General features: G+C 75.0%; 11 protein-coding genes. 6 read left to right on the forward strand and 5 right to left on the reverse strand.

The window, feature by feature from the left end:
* Positions 1–3 precede the first annotated feature (3 nt).
* The gene (locus ACFVS0_RS17620; protein WP_430588666.1) at positions 4–3096 is read left to right on the forward strand and encodes a glycoside hydrolase family 2 TIM barrel-domain containing protein; all 3093 of its coding nucleotides are present in this window, start codon (positions 4–6) and stop codon (positions 3094–3096) included.
* Positions 3097–3203: 107 nt separating this feature from the next.
* Here the strand turns inward: ACFVS0_RS17620 and abc-f are convergent, their stop codons facing one another.
* From abc-f to ACFVS0_RS17640, 4 genes are all read right to left on the reverse strand, one after another.
* Complete coding sequence (gene abc-f, locus ACFVS0_RS17625) at positions 3204–4868, reverse strand: ribosomal protection-like ABC-F family protein (RefSeq protein WP_430588667.1); 1665 nt, start codon at positions 4866–4868, stop codon at positions 3204–3206.
* 185 nt (positions 4869–5053) lie between these two features.
* Complete coding sequence (locus ACFVS0_RS17630) at positions 5054–7459, reverse strand: hypothetical protein (RefSeq protein WP_430588668.1); 2406 nt, start codon at positions 7457–7459, stop codon at positions 5054–5056.
* Positions 7456–9540 (reverse strand): beta-galactosidase, encoded by a 2085-nt coding sequence (locus ACFVS0_RS17635; RefSeq protein WP_430588669.1) that lies wholly within the window; start codon positions 9538–9540, stop codon positions 7456–7458. Before ACFVS0_RS17635 ends, ACFVS0_RS17630 begins: the two co-directional genes overlap by 4 nt.
* 133 nt (positions 9541–9673) lie before the next feature.
* Complete coding sequence (locus ACFVS0_RS17640; RefSeq protein WP_430550716.1) at positions 9674–10693, reverse strand: LacI family DNA-binding transcriptional regulator; 1020 nt, start codon at positions 10691–10693, stop codon at positions 9674–9676.
* A 111-nt stretch (positions 10694–10804) separates the two neighbouring features.
* On the opposite strand from ACFVS0_RS17640, the gene ACFVS0_RS17645 reads away from it, so the two are divergent.
* The 5 genes from ACFVS0_RS17645 to ACFVS0_RS17665 all read left to right on the forward strand — a co-directional run bounded on the left by ACFVS0_RS17645 (position 10805) and on the right by ACFVS0_RS17665 (position 17154).
* A complete protein-coding gene (locus ACFVS0_RS17645; RefSeq protein WP_429736157.1) occupies positions 10805–11179 on the forward strand; it encodes an L-rhamnose mutarotase in 375 nt (124 codons plus the stop codon).
* A 237-nt stretch (positions 11180–11416) separates the two neighbouring features.
* The gene (rhaI, locus tag ACFVS0_RS17650) at positions 11417–12598 is read left to right on the forward strand and encodes an L-rhamnose isomerase (RefSeq protein ID WP_430588670.1); all 1182 of its coding nucleotides are present in this window, start codon (positions 11417–11419) and stop codon (positions 12596–12598) included.
* Between the two features lie 2 nt (positions 12599–12600).
* A complete protein-coding gene (locus ACFVS0_RS17655) occupies positions 12601–13563 on the forward strand; it encodes an alpha/beta hydrolase fold domain-containing protein (RefSeq protein WP_430588671.1) in 963 nt (320 codons plus the stop codon).
* A 64-nt stretch (positions 13564–13627) separates the two neighbouring features.
* Positions 13628–15694, forward strand: a complete 2067-nt coding sequence (locus ACFVS0_RS17660) for a bifunctional aldolase/short-chain dehydrogenase (RefSeq protein ID WP_430588672.1) — start codon at positions 13628–13630, stop codon at positions 15692–15694.
* Positions 15691–17154 (forward strand): rhamnulokinase family protein, encoded by a 1464-nt coding sequence (locus ACFVS0_RS17665; protein WP_430588673.1) that lies wholly within the window; start codon positions 15691–15693, stop codon positions 17152–17154. Before ACFVS0_RS17660 ends, ACFVS0_RS17665 begins: the two co-directional genes overlap by 4 nt.
* On the opposite strand, the gene ACFVS0_RS17670 is transcribed toward ACFVS0_RS17665, so the two are convergent.
* Positions 17139–17684 carry an ATP-binding protein gene (locus ACFVS0_RS17670; protein ID WP_430588674.1) on the reverse strand — a complete coding sequence of 182 codons (546 nt, stop codon included), beginning with the start codon at positions 17682–17684 and terminating at the stop codon, positions 17139–17141. The genes ACFVS0_RS17665 and ACFVS0_RS17670 overlap by 16 nt on opposite strands.
* Between the last annotated feature and the right edge of the window lie 108 nt (positions 17685–17792).

Below are 17792 nucleotides of genomic sequence, written 5' to 3' on the forward strand. Positions count from 1 at the left end.
CGCATGACCCCGCTCTCCCCGCTCCCGCACGAGTCCACGGCACCCTGGTCGGGACGCGTCGAGCCGCCGCGGTCCGCGCCCGCCGGGGACGCGCCGCGCCTCTCCCTCGACGGCACGTGGGGCTTCCGCCTCCTGCCGTGCGTCCCCGGCTCCCCGGGCGCACAGGGTGTCCTGGACGTCGGCGTCCTGCCCGACGGCGAGGCCCCCGACGCCTTCGCGCAGCCGGGCTACGCGACGTCGCCCGACGCGGGCTGGGGCGAGCTCCCCGTGCCCGCGCACTGGGTGCTGGAGGGCGACGGCGCGCACGGCCGCCCGATCTACACCAACGTGCAGTTCCCGTTCCCGGTGGACCCGCCGCACGTGCCGGACGAGAACCCGACCGGCGACTACCGCCGCGAGGTCGACGTCCCGGCGTCGTGGACCGAGGGCGGCCGCGTGCTGCTGCGGTTCGACGGCGTCGAGTCGTTCTTCACGGTGTGGGTGAACGGCGAGGAGGTGGGCTCGGCGTCCGGCAGCCGGCTGGCGCACGAGTACGACGTCACCGACGCCGTGCGCCCCGGCGCCAACACGGTCGCGGTGCGGGTGGTGCAGTGGTCCGCCGCGAGCTACCTCGAGGACCAGGACCAGTGGTGGCTGCCCGGCATCTTCCGCGACGTCACGCTGCTGTACCGGCCCGTCGGGGCGCTCGACGACGTGTGGCTGGACGCGGACTACGACCCCGCGTCCGGCGAGGGCCTCCTCGTGCCGGAGGTGCGGGCCGACGCGGCCGCGTTCCCGGTGCGGCTGCGGGTGCCGGAGCTCGGGGTCGACGTCGCGTGGGCGGCGCCCGAGGACGTCGCGCCCGTCGCCGTCGGCGCCGTCGAGCCGTGGTCGGCCGAGGTGCCGCGCCTCTACGACGCGACCGTGGCGTCGTCGGGCGAGACCGTCGCCCTGCGGGTCGGCTTCCGGCGCGTCGAGATCGTCGGCGACCTGTTCCTCGTCAACGGGCGACGCGTGGTGTTCTCCGGGATGAACCGGCACGAGACGCACCCCGACCGCGGCCGCGTCTTCGACGAGGAGCACGCCCGCGCCGACCTGGCCCGGATGAAGCAGCACAACGTCAACGCGATCCGCACCAGCCACTACCCGCCGCACCCGCGCGTCCTCGACCTCGCCGACGAGCTGGGGCTGTGGGTGATCCTCGAGACCGACCTGGAGACGCACGGCTTCGAGGCCGGCGGCTGGGTGGGCAACCCCAGCGACGACCCGGCCTGGCGCGACGCCTACCTCGACCGGGTGCGGCGCACCGTCGAGCGCGACAAGAACCACCCCAGCGTCGTGCTCTGGTCGCTCGGCAACGAGTCCGGCACCGGGAGCAACCTCGCCGCGATGGCGGAGTGGGTGCACCACCGCGACCCGTCGCGGCCCGTGCACTACGAGGGCGACTACGCCGGCGAGTACACCGACGTCTACTCGCGGATGTACTCGACCGTGCCCGAGACGGCGTCCATCGGGAGCGACGACGACCTCTCGCCCGTGCTCGGGTGCAGCATCGCCGACTCGGCCCGGCAGCGGTCCAAGCCGTTCCTGCTGTGCGAGTACGCGCACGCGATGGGCAACGGCCCCGGTGCCCTCGACCAGTACCGCGAGCTCGTCGACACCCACCCGCGGCTGCACGGCGGGTTCGTCTGGGAGTGGCGCGACCACGGCCTGCGCACCACCACCCCCGACGGCGTCGAGTTCTTCGCGTACGGCGGCGACTTCGGCGAGGTCGTGCACGACGGCAACTTCGTCATGGACGGCATGGTGCTGTCCGACGACACCCCCAGCCCCGGCCTGACGGAGTTCTGGCACGTCGAGCGGCCGGTCGTCGTGCGGCCGTCCGCTGGCCCGGCGTCCGGGGTGGTGGAGATCTGGAACCGCCGGCACACCGCGGACACCGCCGACCTCGTGCTGCGCTGGCGCGTGGAGCACGACGGCGAGGTGGTCGCCTCCGGCGAGGCCCCGGTGGCGGACGGCGACGGTGCGTCCGTCGCGGCGGGGGAGCGGGCCGTCGTCGGGCTGCTCGACCCGGCGTCGCTGCCGGAGGCGAGCCCCGGCGCCGAGGCGTACCTCACCGTCGAGCTGGCTCTGCGTGACGGCGCGGCGTGGGCCGCCGCCGGGCACGTCGTCGCGCGCGACCAGTGGGCGCTGCCGGCGCCGGCTGCCGTCCGGGAGCGCCGCCGTCCGGCCGTGGCGCTCGCGGAGGCGCCCGTCGCGTTCCGCGGCCCGGAGCTGGTGGCCCTGGCCGGGGCGGACGTGACCGCGCCGCGTGTCGAGCTGTGGCGCGCGCCCACGGACAACGACCGGGGCGCCGCGATGGGGAGCTACGACGCCGACGACCCCACCACCCTCCCGTGGCGCGGCACGCCCGCGCCGTCGGCGGCCGACCGCTGGCGCCGGCAGGGCCTGGACCGGCTCACGCACCGCACGGTCGCCGTGGAGGAGTCGGCTGACCGGCTGCGGGTGCTGCGGCGCGTGTCCGCGGCCCAGAGCCGCCGGACGGTCGACGTCGAGGAGACGTGGACCGCCGAGCGGGTCGCGGACGGCGTCGTCGAGGCCGTGCTGCGCGTCGTCATGACGCCCGACGACCGGTGGGACGACGTGTGGCCGCGGATCGGCGTGCACGTGGGGCTGCCGGCCGACGTCGACGGCGCCGGGTGGTTCGGGCTGGGCCCGCACGACTCGTACCCGGACGTGCGCTCGTCGGTCGTGGTGGGGCGTCACCGCGCCGGGATCGACGACCTGTCGGTGCGGTACGCGCGTCCGCAGGAGTCCGGCCACCGGTCCGAGGTGCGCGACCTGGAGCTGACGCGCGGCGGCAGCCCGTGGTTGCGCCTGACGCTCGGTCGCGACGCGCGCGGCCGTCTGCCCGGGTTCACGCTCGCCCGGCACTCGGCCCACGAGCTCTCCGGGGCCGCCCACCCGCACGAGCTCCCCGTGCCGGAGCGGCACCACCTCTACGTGGACGCCGCCCAGCACGGCCTGGGCTCGCGTGCCTGCGGGCCCGACGTCTGGCCGACGGCGATGCTCCGCCCGCAGGCCCGCACCCTCGAGCTGCGCTGGCGGGCCCTGTGACCCCGTGAGCCCGCGTCGCGAGGTGGCGCGCATCGCGCCGAAGTAGTCCAGATCCTGCCGAGGTAGTTCGTGACACCGTGTCACGAACTACCTCGGCAGGATCTGAACTACCTCGGCGTGGTGGCGGACGTGTCCGCGACGATCGCGCCGCGGTCGAGCACGATCCGCCGGCCGCGGAAGCGCTCGCGCATCGTCCGGTCGTGGGAGACGAGCACGAGGGTGCCGTCGAAGTCCGCGAAGGCCCGCTCCAGCTCCTCGACGAGCGCGGGGGAGAGGTGGTTGGTCGGCTCGTCCACGAGCAGCACGTCCGTCGTGGTGGTGACCACCCGGGCGAGCTCGAGCCGCGAGCGCTGCCCCTGGGACAGCTCCCGCACCGGACGGGGCAGGTCGTCGGGGCGGAACAGGCCCGACGCGAGCAGCGCCTCCGCGTGCTCCTCCAGGTCGCCGGGGCGCCCGGCGGCGAACGCGTGCAGCACCGTGCGGCCGTCGTCCGAGGCGGACGCGACCGTCTGCCGCAGGTGCCCGACGACGCCCACGGCGCGCGCCACCCCGGCGTCCGGCACGACCTCTCCCGCGACCACCCCCAGCAGGGTGCTCTTGCCCGCGCCGTTCGGGCCGGTCACGAGCACGTGCTCGCCTGCCGCCACCGTGAGGCGGGGGACCGAGAGCCGGCCGCGCACCTCGACGCCGACGAGCTCGACCGCCGAGGCGTCGTCGTGGCCCGCGTCCGGGGACGCAGTGGCGACGTCCGTCCGGAACTCGGCGCGGTCGGCGGGCCGCTCGGCGGGATCGTCGGACAGCCGCCGCAGCCGCTCCTTGGCGTTGCGGACGCGGCCGGTGGCGCCGTGGGTGCGCGCCCGGGACCGGAACGCGCCGGAGCCGAACGACGCCATGGGGAGCTTGCGCGGGATCTGCTCCATCGCCTCGACGTTGGCGTCGAGAAGGTGCCGCTGACGCGCGACGTCGGCCTGCCACCGCTCGTACGCGAGCCGGAGCTGATCGCGCTCGGCCTCCTTCGCCGCGAGGTAGCCCGCCCACCCGGCGCCGTAGCGGCGGGCGCGCCCGGCGTCGACCTCGACGAGCGTCGTCGTGAGGTCGGCCAGGAACGCGCGGTCGTGGGTGACGGCGACGACGGTGCCGTCGTGCGACCGCAGCCGGTCCGTGAGCCAGTCGAGGGCGTCGTCGTCGAGGTCGTTGGTCGGCTCGTCGAGCAGGAGCAGCTCCGGGTCGGCCGCGAGCGTGGCCGCCAGCGCGAGACGGGAACGCTCGCCGCCGGACAGGGTGCCGAGCAGCCGGCCACGGTCCAGCGCGGGCAGCCCGAGGCGGTGCAGCGCGACGTCGACGCGGCGGTCCGCACCCCGCCCGTCGCGGGCGTCGAAGCGGGCGGTCAGCTCCGCGTAGCGGCGCAGCGCGTCGTCCAGCGCGGCGCCGTCGAGCGACCCGAGCCTGTCCTCGAGCGCGGCGACCGCCGCCGCGAGCGCGCGCACGTCCGCCAGCACGTGGTCGATCGCCTGGCCCACGGTGCTCGCGGGCGGAAGATCGAGCGTCTGGGGCAGGTGTCCCAGGCCGCCCGGGGCGCGCACGACGCGCGTGCCGTTCTGCGGCTCCAGCACGCCCGCGACGACGGCGAGCAGCGTGCTCTTGCCGGAGCCGTTGTCGCCGACCACCCCGACGCGCTCGCCGGGCGAGACGGTCAGGGACAGGCGGTCGAGCACCACGCGGTCGGCGTAGCGCAGGGTGATGTCGGTGAGGGTGAGCTGTGACGGGTCCACGGGCGGGACTCCTTCCGTCGCCGGCGTCGGCGACCGTGGAGGACGGCGGGCGTGCGAACGCCGACGCGGAGCAGTGTCGTCCGACCTGCTCGACGCGTCGGCGTCGGTGTGCTCACAGAGTTCCCATCGCGCTGCACCCTACGCACCGCCGCCCCACGCCGCCAGAGAATTGTGCGAGCGGGAGGTCACCAGGTCAGCGTGACCGGTCCGAGGAGACCCGACGGGCGCCGGTCTCCCTCGTAGTAGTTCGCGGCGCTGTTGCTCACCAGCACGTCGAGGGTGCGGGTGCCCGGGGCGAGGACGCCGAGGTCCACGACGTACGGCGCGGACATCGCGTGCCCGACGACGCCGCCGTCCACGCGCACGGTGGCGGCCTCGCCCACGACGCCGAGGTCCAGCCGCGCGGCGTCCGCGCCGTCCGGCACGTCCACCTCGGCCGTGTAGCGCACGGACCCGGAGAGCCGGCGCAGGGCAGGAACCCGGGTCCAGTCGCCGAGCTCCACCTGCGCGGGCACGACGGCGGACGGGTCCTCCACGACCGTGTCCGGGTCGCCGAGCACGCGCTCGACCGTGCCTCGCCAGCCGGTGACCTCGACGCGGCGTCCCGACGCCGCACCGGCCGGAGGGACCGGGTGCCCGGCCGAGGGGACGAGGGCCAGCGTGCGGCGGCGCTCCAGGTCGAGCAGCACGCGGCCGTGGTCGTCGCGCTCCACGGGGTGCCGGGTGTCGGTGAACGGGTCCCACCAGCACGCGTCGTCGGGGACGGACGGCAGGCGGAGCCAGGTGCGGACCGGCTCCTCGCCCTCGTGGAAGACGACGTACCCCGCCGGCCGGTCGTCCGGGGGTCCGCCGAGGACGACGGCGCGCAGGTCCGGGGCCGCGGGCTCCGCGTCCACGACGGGGGCGCCGGCCGCGCGCAGCCGCTCCTTGAGGGCGGGGACGTCCGGGACGCCGTCGTCGGCGTCGAGCAGGACGGCGTACCCGGCGTGCGCGCCCTCGTCGCGGTCGACGTACCCGAAGTCGACCTGCGCCTCCAGCAGCGCGCGCACGACCGGGCCGGACGGCGCGGTGTCGGGGCGGCTCAGCAGGCCGACCGGCCACACCGGGGGTGCGGCGTCGAGCAGCTCCGCGATGCGCCGCACGTACCCGACGAACGGCGGCAGGTGCGGCCACCACGAGTTCCACCGACCCAGGTCGGGCTCGCTCTCGAACGCGCGCCCGCCGCGCACGGAGGAGAAGAACGCGTGCAGCACGGGCGTCGTCACGCCGCGCGACAGGTACCAGTCCAGCAGCCAGCGCGCCTCGTCGAGGCTCAGCCGCCAGCCGTACGCGCCGAGCACCTCCGTCACCGCCGGCACCCCGCCGCGGGCCCGTGCGGCGCTCGCGGCCACCTTCGGCGCCGTGCTCTCCGGGCCCTCGAGGGCGGTGCCGTCCCCACCCGATGCGCGCGGCAGCACCCAGCGCCACACGGTGTCCTGCCCGGGCCAGTGCAGGCGCGCGGCGGTGGCCAGGTCGTCCGGCTCGGCCGGGTGCCCCGTCAGCGCGAGGCCGTGCGCGGCGCACCATGCCGCCTGAGCGTCGTAGTAGACGCGGTGCAGCCGCGCCCGCACGGCGTCGTCCCAGTCGCGCACGAACCCGGTGGCGTCCGGGTCCGTGCCGCCCGGGCGGGTGCCGTCGCCGTCCCACAGCTCCGGCAGCCGGCGCAGCACCTCGGCCACCTCGACGCCCGAGCCGTCGTCGAGCCTCGCCGCCACCTCCGCCTCCAGCCCGGGCGTGTACGGGCGGGCGAGCCGCCGGTGGCCGCGGCCCAGCAGGAACGGCTCGTCGGTGAACATCGCGACCACTGTCGTGCCCAGGTGCTCCCCGAGCGCGGCGGCGTAGGCGTCGTGCGTCAGCTCCAGGAACGCCGCGACGGCGTCCGGGCTCAGCAGGTCCGCCGCCGGGGGAGCGAGCGCGGAGCCGTCGTCCTGCTCCGCGTGCGCCCCGCGGATCGTGCCGCCGCTGGCGGCGTCGAACACCGCCGTGACCCGCCACGAGCCCGGCGGCAGGTCCAGGCGCACCAACCCCGGCGCGCGCGCCGGGAGCAGCACGGCGTCGTCGCCGACGACGCCGCCCGCGTCGTCCACGGGCCGCGCGACGACGGCGAGCAGCCGCACGTCGAGGTCGCGGCCCAGCGCGGGACGCCAGTACCCGGCGTCCGCGGGCTCGTCGCCGGGCGCGCCGACCGGCACTTCGACGTCACGGGTCACCGGCACCAGGCACCGGGCGGCGAACGCCGGGTCGCGCGCCACGACGGCGCCGTTCGCCGAGCCGGACGGGTACGACGCCTCGTCGTAGAGCATCACCGCGAGCCCCAGCCGCGCGCACTCGTCGACCGCGACGCGCACCAGCCGCAGGAACTCGTCCGTCAGGTACCCCACCCGCCGGCTCAGCCCCACGCGCGCGCTGAGGGTGACACCGACGAACCCCGCGTCCGCGATCTCCCGGAGCTGCGTGAGCACCACGTCGTCGTCCAGGTCGTCGTTCCAGAACACGAACGCGTACGGCCCCACCGGCCCGTCCCCAGGCCGTCGCTGGTGCGGGACCGTCATCGGCCGACCCGCACCACGCGCACCGCGCCCGCGGGCACGGCGAGGCTGCCCTCGACCGTGTCGCCGCTCAGCAGCTCCGTGCCCGTCACCGGGGCGTCCGGGGTGCCGAGCGTGGCGTCCGCGTCCGTGTGGTTGATCGCGAAGAGCCACGACGTCGCGTCGTCGGTCGTGCCGTCGTCGGCCCACCGGCGCACGACCTCCACGCCCGCCGGCGCGACGACGTCCGGACCCACGCCGGCCTCGGCCACGAGCCGCTCGGCGAGCGCACCCAGGCCCGCGTCGTCGAGCCGCGTCGCGACGTACCACGCCCGCCCGGCCCCGACCTCGCGGCGGGTGACCGCCGCCCGCCCGGCGAGGGCGCCGTCGTCGTAGGACGCGACCACCTCCGTGCCGTCGGCGACGTGCGTCTTCTCGGTCCACAGGTCGGCCGTGGCCTCGCCGCCCACCGCCTTGCCGACCACGCGGACCGACTCGGGCTCCTGCAGCGGGTGGAACTCCTCGGTGCGCACGCCGAGCAGGTCGCGGAACGCGCCCGGGTAGCCGCCGAGGCGCACGTGGTCGTGCTCGTCGACGATGCCGGAGAAGTAGGTGACGACGACGGTCGCCCCGCGCGCGGCGGCCGCGGCGACGTTCGCGGCGTCGGCGTCCGTGACGACGTACGTGGTGGGCAGCACGACCAGGTCGTAGCCGTCGAGGTCGGCGCCCGGCGGCACGAGGTCGGTCGTGACGCCGAGCCGCCACAGCGCCCGGTACCAGGCCTGCACCTGGTCCATGTAGCGCAGGTCCTGCGTGGGGTGCGAGTCGAGCTCCGACCCCCACCACGACGGGTAGTCCACGACGACGGCCGCGCGCGACCGCACCCGCGAGCCGCGCACCTCGCCCAGGGCCCGCAGCGCGCGGCCCAGCGTCACGACGTCGCGCCACACGTCGGAGTCCCGGCCGGCGTGGGGCACCATCGCCGAGTGGTACTTCTCGGCGCCGGCACGCGACTGGCGCCACTGGAAGAACATCACCGCGTCCGCGCCGCGGGCCACGTGCTGCAGGGAGTTGCGCAGCATCTCGCCCGGCGTCTTGGGCGTGTTGCGCGGCTGCCAGTTCACGGCCGACGTGGAGTGCTCCATGAGGATCCACGGCGCGCCGCCCGCGACGCCGCGCGTGAGGTCGGCGGAGAACGCGAGGTCCACGTGCCGCTCGGGGTCCGCGGGGTACGTGTAGTGGTCGTTCGCGACGACGTCGAGCTCCGGCCCCCACCGGAAGTAGTCCATGCCCCGGCAGTGGGCCGTCGCCATGAGGTTGGTCGTGACGGGCACGTCCGGCGTGATCTCGCGCAGGGTGTCCCGCAGGTCGAGGTAGTAGTCGAGCAGCGCGTCGGAGGAGAACCGGTGGAAGTCGAGCTGCTGCGTCGGGTTGGCGAACGTCGGCGCGACCAGCGGCGGCAGCACGTCGTCGAACGACCCGTAGCGCTGCGACCAGAAGGCCGTGCCCCACGCCTCGTTGAGGGTGTCGACCGTGCCGTAGCGCGCGCGCAGCCAGTCCCGGAACGCCGCCGCGGCGGAGTCGGAGTAGTCGCGCGACACGTGGCAGCCGATCTCGTTGTCCACGTGCCAGACGGCGAGCGCCGGGTGGTCGCGGTAGCGCTCGGCGATGCGGGTCGTCATGCGCAGCGCGTAGTCGCGGTGCACGGGGTGGGTGACGGCGTAGGCCTGGCGGCCGCCCTGCTGCAGCACGGTCCCGTCGGCGGTGCGGGGAAGGATCTCGGGGTGCTCGCGGGTGAGCCACGGCGGCGGCGACGCGGTGGCGGTCGCGAGCGCGACCCGGATGCCGGCGGCGTGCAGCCGGTCCATCGTCTCGTCGAGCCAGGCCCAGTCCAGCTCGCCCTCGCGCGGCTCGATCCTGGCCCAGGAGAAGATCGCCACGCTGAGGATGGTGACGCCCGCCTCGCGCATGAGCTCGAGGTCCTCGAGGCGCACGTCCTGCGGCCACTGCTCGGGGTTGTAGTCGCCGCCGAAGCCGAGGCCGTCGAGGCCGGCGTTCCAGGGGTGGGGGGTCGGGGTGGACTCCGGTGTCGTGCGTCGTCGCATGGCCCGAGTCTGTCATGTATCGATTCAACGGGGAAGCGCTTGCCGGTCGGTGTCCGGATGTCGAACAGGCGGTCGCGCACGCAAAGCGCGCCGTATCCCGTGTGCACGACCGCCTGTTCGGCGGGAGGGCAGGTCAGCCGACGCCGGTCGTGGACTCGCGGACGACGAGCTCGGGCTGGAACGTCACCTGCTCGACCGTGTCGTCCGGGTCCAGCAGCAGGTCCGCCGCGCGGTGGCCGAGCTGGTGGGTCGGCTGGCGCACCGAGGTGAGCGGCGTGGCCAGCTCCCCGGCGAACGTGACGTCGTCATACCCCACCACCGCCATGCCGGACGGCACGGGGACGTCGGCGGCGCGCAGCGTGCGCAGGGCGCCGAGGGCGGTGAGGTCGTTGACGCACATGGTGGCCGTCGGGCGCTCGGCGAGCGCGAGCACCTGCTCGGTGCCGGCCTGCCCGCCGTCGGCGTTGAGGGTGGCGATCGGGATCTCCACCAGCGCCTCGGCCGGGTCGAGGCCCAGCTCCACGAGCGCGTCGTGCAGGCCGGCGCTGCGGTCGGCGCACTGGCGGATGGTGTGCGGGCCGTTGAGGAAGGCGATCCGCTCGTGCCCGAGGTCGACGAGGTGGCGCGCGGCGGCGGCGGCGCCCGCGCGGTCGTCGACGGCCACCGACGACAGCGTGTCGACCGGCGACGGGCGGTCGAGCAGCACCACGCGCAGCCCCCGGGCGCGCAGGGTCTCCAGGTGCTCGAGGTCCTGCGTGGCCGGCACGACCATGACGCCCTGCACGCCGTGCTCCTCGAAGAGGCGCAGGTAGCGGGCCTCGCGTTCCGGCTTCTCGTCCGAGCTGGCGAGCATGAGGGTGTAGTCCGCCTCCTCGAGGCGGTCCTCGATGCCGCGCGCCACGTCGGTGAAGAAGGGGTTGGACACGTCGAGCACGATGGCGCCCGCGGTCGTGATGGTGCCGGCGCGGAGCTGGCGGGCGGAGCCGTTGGGCACGAACGCGAGGTCGTCGATGGCGGCGAGCACCCGTTCGCGGGTGGCCGGCGAGACGCGGTCCGGGCGGTTGAGCACGTTCGAGACCGTGCCGACCGACACCTTGGCCTGGCGCGCGACGTCGCTGATGGACGCGCGGCGGCGGGGGGCGGTCGTCGTCATGGGCTGCTCCTCGGATCGGGACGCGTCGTCGCGCCTGGGCTCCAGCGTAGAGGTACCTGGGCGCCGGGCCGGTGGGTGCCCGGCGTCGTCTCCTCTTGCTAGGTTCATGGTATGAACCGTTTCATCGATGACGGCGCAACGACGCACGTCTGTTTCGTGTCCCGCGTACGGCGCGACCGCCTCGAGGAGTACAAGGCCGCCCACGCCGCCGTCTGGCCCGAGATGCTCGAGGCCCTCGCCGAGACCGGATGGCACGACTACCGCCTGTTCCTCGGGGCCGACGGGCTGCTCGTCGGCGTCCTGCGCACCGACGACTACGAGCGCGCGCAGCGGGACATGGCCGCCCGCGAGGTGAACGAGCGCTGGCAGGCCGCCATGAAGGACTTCTTCGAGCCCGCCGAGGGGCGCCCCGACGAGGGGTTCGTCCAGCTCGAGGAGGTGTTCCACCTCGAGTCGCAGCTCGACGCCGCCCGCCGCGCCGACTGACTGTCCGCGACCTGTCAGGTCCTCCGCGGGGTATGGCGCTCGCTGGTCCTGACAGCTCCCCGGCGCCCCCGAGTTGTCAGGCTGTGCGCGGGAGATGCCGCGCGCTGGGACTGAGAAGTCACCGGACGGACGGTTGACGCAGCCCCGTCACGCACCTAGGCTATGAAACGATTCAAAGCGCGGTCGCCCCGCCGGCCGCACCAGCACCGCGCGAGGGAGCGCGGACGAGGAGGAGACATGACGGCGACGACGCCCGTGCTCGACGCACGGCTGCGCAAGGCCCTCGGCGAGCAGACCATCGAGCTGCCCTCGTGGGCGTTCGGCAACTCGGGTACCCGGTTCAAGGTCTTCGGCACGCCCGGGACCCCCCGCGACCCGTACGAGAAGATCGCGGACGCCGCCCAGGTGCACCGCTACACGGGCATCGCGCCGCGCGTGTCGCTGCACGTCCCGTGGGACCTGGTCGACGACTTCTCCGACCTGGCCCGGCACGCCAAGGAGCACGGCGTGACCATCGGGATGATCAACTCGAACCTGTTCCAGGACGACGACTACAAGCTCGGTTCCCTCACGCACTCCGACCCGGCGGTGCGCGCCAAGGCGATCGCCCACCACGTGCAGTGCATCGACGTCATGCGCGCCACGGGGTCCAAGGAGCTGAAGGTCTGGCTGCCCGACGGCACCAACTACCCCGGCCAGGACTCGATCCGCGCCCGCCAGGACCGGCTCGCCGAGTCGCTCGCCGAGATCTACGCCGAGCTCGACGACGACCACCGCATGGTGCTCGAGTACAAGTTCTTCGAGCCGGCGTTCTACCACACGGACGTGCCGGACTGGGGCACGTCCCTGCTGCACTGCCTCGCGCTCGGCGAGAAGGCGAACGTCGTGCTCGACACGGGCCACCACGCGCCCGGTACCAACATCGAGTTCATCGTGGCGCAGCTGCTGCGCCAGGGCCGGCTCGGGGCGTTCGACTTCAACTCGCGCTTCTACGCCGACGACGACCTCATGGCCGGCGCCGCGGACCCGTTCCAGCTCTTCCGGATCATGCACGAGATCGTGCAGGCGGACGCGCTGCGCCCGGAGTCGGGGGTGAACTTCATGCTCGACCAATGCCACAACATCGAGGAGAAGATCCCCGGCCAGATCCGCTCCGTGATGAACGTGCAGGAAGCCACGGCCAAGGCACTGCTCGTCGACGCCGAGGCCCTCGACGCCGCGCAGCGCTCCGGCGACGTGCTCGGCGCCAACGGCGCGCTCATGGACGCCTACAACACGGACGTGCGCGGCCTCCTCGCCGACCTGCGCGCCGAGCAGGGCCTCGACCCCGAGCCCATGAAGGCGTTCGCGGCGTCCGGCTACCTGGGGCAGATCGCGGCCGAGCGGGTCGGCGGCCAGCAGGCCGGCTGGGGCGCCTGAGCATGACGACGACGGCGGCGGGCATCACGGCGGACGCTCCGCCGGACCACGACGCCGCGGTCGCCGACCGCGTGCTCGCGGGGCCGCACGGCGACCTGCGCGTGCGGGTCTACCGGCCGGCGGGCACGCCCGTCGCGGGCCTGGTGTGGGCGCACGGCGGCGCGTTCGCGCACGGCGACCTCGACATGCCCGAGGCCGACGGCGTCGCGCGCGCGCTCGCCGCGGCGGGGATCGCCGTCGTGAGCGTGGAGTACCGCCTGGTGTCGGCGATCGATTACCGCGACGCGGGCGCGACGCCCGGCACGGACGGCGTCCGGTTCCCGGTGCCGTCCGAGGAGGTCGTGTCCGCGTTCGCGTGGGCCGCGGGGGGCGGGGCGTCCGACCTCGGCGTCCCCGCCGGGCGGTGGTCGCTGGGCGGCGCGAGCGCCGGCGGCGACCTCGCCGCGGGGGCGTCCCTGCGGCTGCGCGACGGCGCGGTCCCGCTCAGCACCCTCGGCGGCGTGGTCGGGCACGACGGCGTGGTCCCGACGCCGCGCAGCGTCGTGCTCGCCTACCCGGTGACGCACCAGGTCCTGCCCGCGCCCAGCGCCGAGCTGGCCGCCAAGATCGCGGCGCTGCCGCCGGAGAAGAACTTCCCGCCCGCCGCCGTGCGCGCGATGAACGGCAACTACCTGGGTCACGACGGCCCGGCGACGTCGCCGTACGCCTTCCCGGGCGGCCAGGACCTGCGCGGCCTGCCGCCCACGCTGATCGTCAACTCCGACCTCGACGCCCTGCGCTCGGGCGGCGAGGCCTACGCCGCGGAGCTCGCGGCCGCCGGGGTGGACGTCTTCGTGAGCCGCGAGGACGGCACGACCCACGGCCACCTCAACCGGCCCGCCGAGCCCGGCTTCGCGCGCAGCCTCGCGCGGATCGCCGCCTGGCTCACCACGGAAGCCCTCGTCGGCACCGCGCACGAGCGCTGACCCCCGTACCCCTCACCGCACCCACCCCCGTCCGTCGGCCGACGGACCGACCACCGGAGCACCGATGACGAAGCAGACCGTCAACCCGACCGTGGAGGCCCTCGTCGCGCGGTCGAACCGCCTGGGCGCCGACCCGCGCAACACGAACTACGCCGGCGGCAACACGTCCGCCAAGGGGATCGAGAAGGACCCGGTCACCGGGCAGGACGTCGAGCTGCTGTGGGTCAAGGGCTCCGGCGGCGACCTCGGCACCCTCACCGCGAAGGGCCTCGCCGTCCTGCGGCTCGACCGCCTGCGCGCCCTCACCGAGGTGTACCCGGGCGTGGAGCGCGAGGACGAGATGGTCGCCGCGTTCGACTACTGCCTGCACGGCAAGGGCGGCGCCGCCCCCAGCATCGACACGGCCATGCACGGCCTCGTCGACGCCGCGCACGTGGACCACCTGCACCCGGACGCGGGCATCGCGATCGCGACCGCGGCCGACGGCCCCGAGCTGACGCAGAAGATCTTCGGGGGCAAGGTCGTGTGGGTGCCGTGGCGCCGTCCCGGCTTCCAGCTCGGCCTCGACATCGCCGAGATCAAGGTGGCGCACCCCGACGCGATCGGCACGGTGCTCGGCGGGCACGGCATCACGGCCTGGGGCGAGACGGCCGAGGAGTCCGAGGCGAACTCGCTGTGGATCATCGAGACCGCGGCGGCGTACATCGCCGAGCACGGCGCGCCGGAGCCCTTCGGCCCGGCGCTCGACGGCTACGACGCCCTGCCCGACGACGAGCGCCGGGCCAAGGCCGCCGCGCTCGCCCCGCACCTGCGCGCCGTCGCGTCGCACGACAGGCCGCAGGTGGGCCACTTCACCGACGCGGACGTCGTGCTCGACTTCCTGGCGAGCACCGAGCACGCGCGCCTGGCTGAGCTGGGCACGAGCTGCCCCGACCACTTCCTGCGCACCAAGGTGAAGCCGCTGGTCGTGGACCTGCCGGCCACCGCCACGGTCGAGGAGATCGTGGAGCGCCTGCCCGAGCTGCACGAGGCGTACCGCGCCGACTACACCGCGTACTACGAGCGCGGCGCCGCCGAGGCCCGCGCCCGCGGCGAGGAGCCGCCCGCGATGCGCGGCGCGGACCCGGCGATCGTGCTGGTGCCCGGCGTCGGCATGTTCTCCTACGGCGCCGACAAGCAGACCGCGCGCGTCGCGGGGGAGTTCTACGTCAACGCCGTCAACGTCATGCGCGGCGCGGAGGCCCTCTCGACCTACGCCCCGATCGACGAGTCGGAGAAGTTCCGCATCGAGTACTGGGCCCTCGAGGAGGCGAAGCTCCAGCGCAAGCCGAAGCCCAAGCCGCTCGCGACGCGCATCGCGTTCGTCACCGGCGCCGCGTCGGGCATCGGCAAGGCCATCGCGACCCGCCTCGCCGCGGAGGGCGCGTGCGTCGTCCTCGCCGACCTGGACCTCGCCAAGGCGCAGGCCGCGGCCGCCGAGCTCGGCTCGACCGACGTCGCGATCGGCCTGGCGGCGAACGTCGCCGACGAGGCCGCGGTCCAGGCCGCGCTGGCCGAGGCCGTCCTCGCCTTCGGCGGCGTGGACATCGTCGTGAACAACGCCGGCCTGTCGCTGAGCAAGTCGCTCTTCGACACCACCGAGGCGGACTGGGACCTGCAGCACGACGTCATGGCCAAGGGCTCGTTCCTCGTGGCCAAGAACGCCGCGCGCATCCTCGTGGACCAGAAGCTCGGCGGTGACATCGTCTACATCTCGTCGAAGAACTCCGTGTTCGCGGGCCCGAACAACATCGCCTACTCGGCCACCAAGGCCGACCAGGCGCACCAGGTGCGGCTGCTGGCCGCCGAGCTCGGCGAGCACGGCATCAAGGTCAACGGCATCAACCCGGACGGCGTCGTGCGCGGCTCGGGGATCTTCGCCTCCGGCTGGGGCGCCAACCGTGCCAAGACGTACGGCATCGAGGAGCAGGACCTGGGCAAGTTCTACGCCCAGCGCACGCTGCTCAAGCGCGAGGTGCTGCCCGAGCACGTCGCGAACGCCGTCTACGCGCTGTGCACGTCCGACTTCTCGCACACCACCGGCCTGCACGTGCCCGTCGACGCCGGCGTGGCGCAGGCGTTCCTGCGATGACGGCGACACCCGCGGCACCGGCGGGGCCCGGGTCGACGGCGGCGGGCACGCTCGCCGCCGTCGACCTGGGCGCCACCAGCGGGCGCGTCATCCTGGGCCGCTTCGGCGGGCGGGAGGGGCTGCGGCTGCAGCACGTGGCGCGGTTCCCCAACGACCCGGTCCGCACGCCCGACGGCCTGCACTGGAACCTGCTGGAGCTGTACCGCCAGGTCCTCGACGGCCTGGCCGCGGCCGAGCGCGAGGCGCCCGGCGAGATCCTCGGCGTCGGGATCGACTCGTGGGCCGTGGACTACGGGCTGCTGCGCGGCGGGCGCCTGCTCGGCGTGCCGTACCACTACCGCGACGCGCGGACGGCGGCCGGCGTGGAGCGCGTGCACGCCCGCGTCGACGCCGCGGCGCTGTACACGCGCAACGGGCTCCAGCACCTCCCGTTCAACACCGTGTTCCAGCTCGCCACGGAGGGGCCGCTGCTCGACCTGGCCGACCGGCTGCTGCTGGTGCCCGACCTGCTCGCGCACTGGCTCACCGGCGCCGAGGTCGCGGAGCGCACCAACGCCTCCACCACCGGGCTGCTCGACGCGCGCACGGGGGAGTGGGACACGGGCCTCGCCGAGCTGGTCGGGGTCCCGGCCGGGATCCTGCCGCCCCTGGTCGACCCGGGGGCGTCGCTGGGCGTGCTCTCGCCCGACGTCGCGCAGCTGGTGGGCCGGGTGCTCGAGGTGACGGCCGTGGGCTCGCACGACACGGCCTCCGCCGTCGTCGCCGTCCCCGCGACCGACCGGGACGTCGCGTACGTCTCGTGCGGCACCTGGGGCCTGGTCGGCCTCGAGCTCGACGCGCCGGTGCTGACCGAGGACGCCCGGCTCGCCGGCTTCACCAACGAGGGCGGCGTCGACGGCCGCACGCGGTTCCTGCACAACGTCATGGGGCTGTGGCTGCTCAGCGAGTCGATCCGCACCTGGGAGCGGGAGTCCACGGCGGCGCAGCGCTCCAGCACCCTGCAGGAGCTGCTCGCCGAGGCGGCGCACGTCACCGCCCCCGTCGCGGTGTTCGACGTCGACGACCCGCGCTTCCTGCCTCCGGGCGACGTCCCGGGGCGCATCGCCGACTGGTGCCGCGAGCACGGCCAGCCCGTGCCGGCGACGCGCGGGGAGTACGTGCGCAGCATCGTCGAGAGCCTGGCGCAGGCGTTCGCGGACGCCGTCACGACGGCGGCGAAGCTCGCCGGGCGCACCGTGTCGACCATCCACGTGGTGGGCGGCGGCGCGCAGAACACCCTGCTGTGCCAGGCGACGGCGGACCGCGCCGGGCTGCCCGTGGTGGCCGGGCCCGTCGAGGCCACCGCCATCGGCAACCTGCTGGTGCAGGCCCGCGCCCGCGGTCTGGTGGACGGAGGCCTGGAGGACCTGCGTGCGCTCGTCGCCGCGGCGTTCACGCCCGAGCGCTACGCCCCGCGGTAGGCCCCGACGGACGACGTGCCCGCCGCCGCGCCGTGGGCTGCCAGGTGCTGCGGCACCGGGCCCCGCGGGGCGGCGACGGCCACGTCCGCGGTCGTGAACCGCGCCCACACGTGCTTCTCGCCATGGTCCGTGCGGTACCAGCCGACCTCGTCGGCGATCGTCTTCGCGAGGCGCAGGCCGTGGCCGCCCTCGCCCGGCTCGCGGTCGTGCGGGACGACGGGCGGCGCGTCCGGGCTGCGGTCCACGACGTCCACCACGGCGACGTCGCCGTCGCACAGCAGCCGTGCGACCACCGGTGGTCTGGCGTGCTCGAGCGCGTTCGCCACCAGCTCGCTCGCGACCAGCACCATGCGCTGACGCCCGGACAGCCCGCCGACGTCGGGCGCGGGCCCCCGCTGCGCCGCCCGGCAGTCGCACGGGAGGCGCGACTCGAGCGCGGAGCGCACGTCCGCGAGGTCGTCGACGGTGCGCACGGTCCACGTCCCGACGACGTCGAGCCGCCCGACGGGGACGGCCTCGACCGGCGTCACCGGCGCACGTCCGGAACCATGCAGCCTCCTGTGGCCACGGGGGATGGGGGCCTTCCGAAGGCCGCGGGTGGCGGCCTGGACCGTCGTCGACCCTACTGCCCCGAAGCC

It is taken from the genome of Isoptericola sp. NPDC058082 (assembly GCF_042885055.1).
GTDB lineage: Bacteria > Actinomycetota > Actinomycetes > Actinomycetales > Cellulomonadaceae > Isoptericola.

What these genes read in the sequence shown, in the direction of transcription:
- ACFVS0_RS17620 (WP_430588666.1), top strand. Translation starts at nt 4, where the DNA reads ATGACCCCGCTCTCCCCGCTCCCGCACGAGTCCACGGCACCCTGGTCG.
- ACFVS0_RS17630 (WP_430588668.1), bottom strand. Translation starts at nt 7,459, where the DNA reads ATGACGGTCCCGCACCAGCGACGGCCTGGGGACGGGCCGGTGGGGCCG.
- ACFVS0_RS17635 (WP_430588669.1), bottom strand. Translation starts at nt 9,540, where the DNA reads ATGCGACGACGCACGACACCGGAGTCCACCCCGACCCCCCACCCCTGG.
- ACFVS0_RS17640 (WP_430550716.1), bottom strand. Translation starts at nt 10,693, where the DNA reads ATGACGACGACCGCCCCCCGCCGCCGCGCGTCCATCAGCGACGTCGCG.
- ACFVS0_RS17645 (WP_429736157.1), top strand. Translation starts at nt 10,805, where the DNA reads ATGAACCGTTTCATCGATGACGGCGCAACGACGCACGTCTGTTTCGTG.
- rhaI (WP_430588670.1), top strand. Translation starts at nt 11,417, where the DNA reads ATGACGGCGACGACGCCCGTGCTCGACGCACGGCTGCGCAAGGCCCTC.
- ACFVS0_RS17655 (WP_430588671.1), top strand. Translation starts at nt 12,601, where the DNA reads ATGACGACGACGGCGGCGGGCATCACGGCGGACGCTCCGCCGGACCAC.
- ACFVS0_RS17660 (WP_430588672.1), top strand. Translation starts at nt 13,628, where the DNA reads ATGACGAAGCAGACCGTCAACCCGACCGTGGAGGCCCTCGTCGCGCGG.
- ACFVS0_RS17665 (WP_430588673.1), top strand. Translation starts at nt 15,691, where the DNA reads ATGACGGCGACACCCGCGGCACCGGCGGGGCCCGGGTCGACGGCGGCG.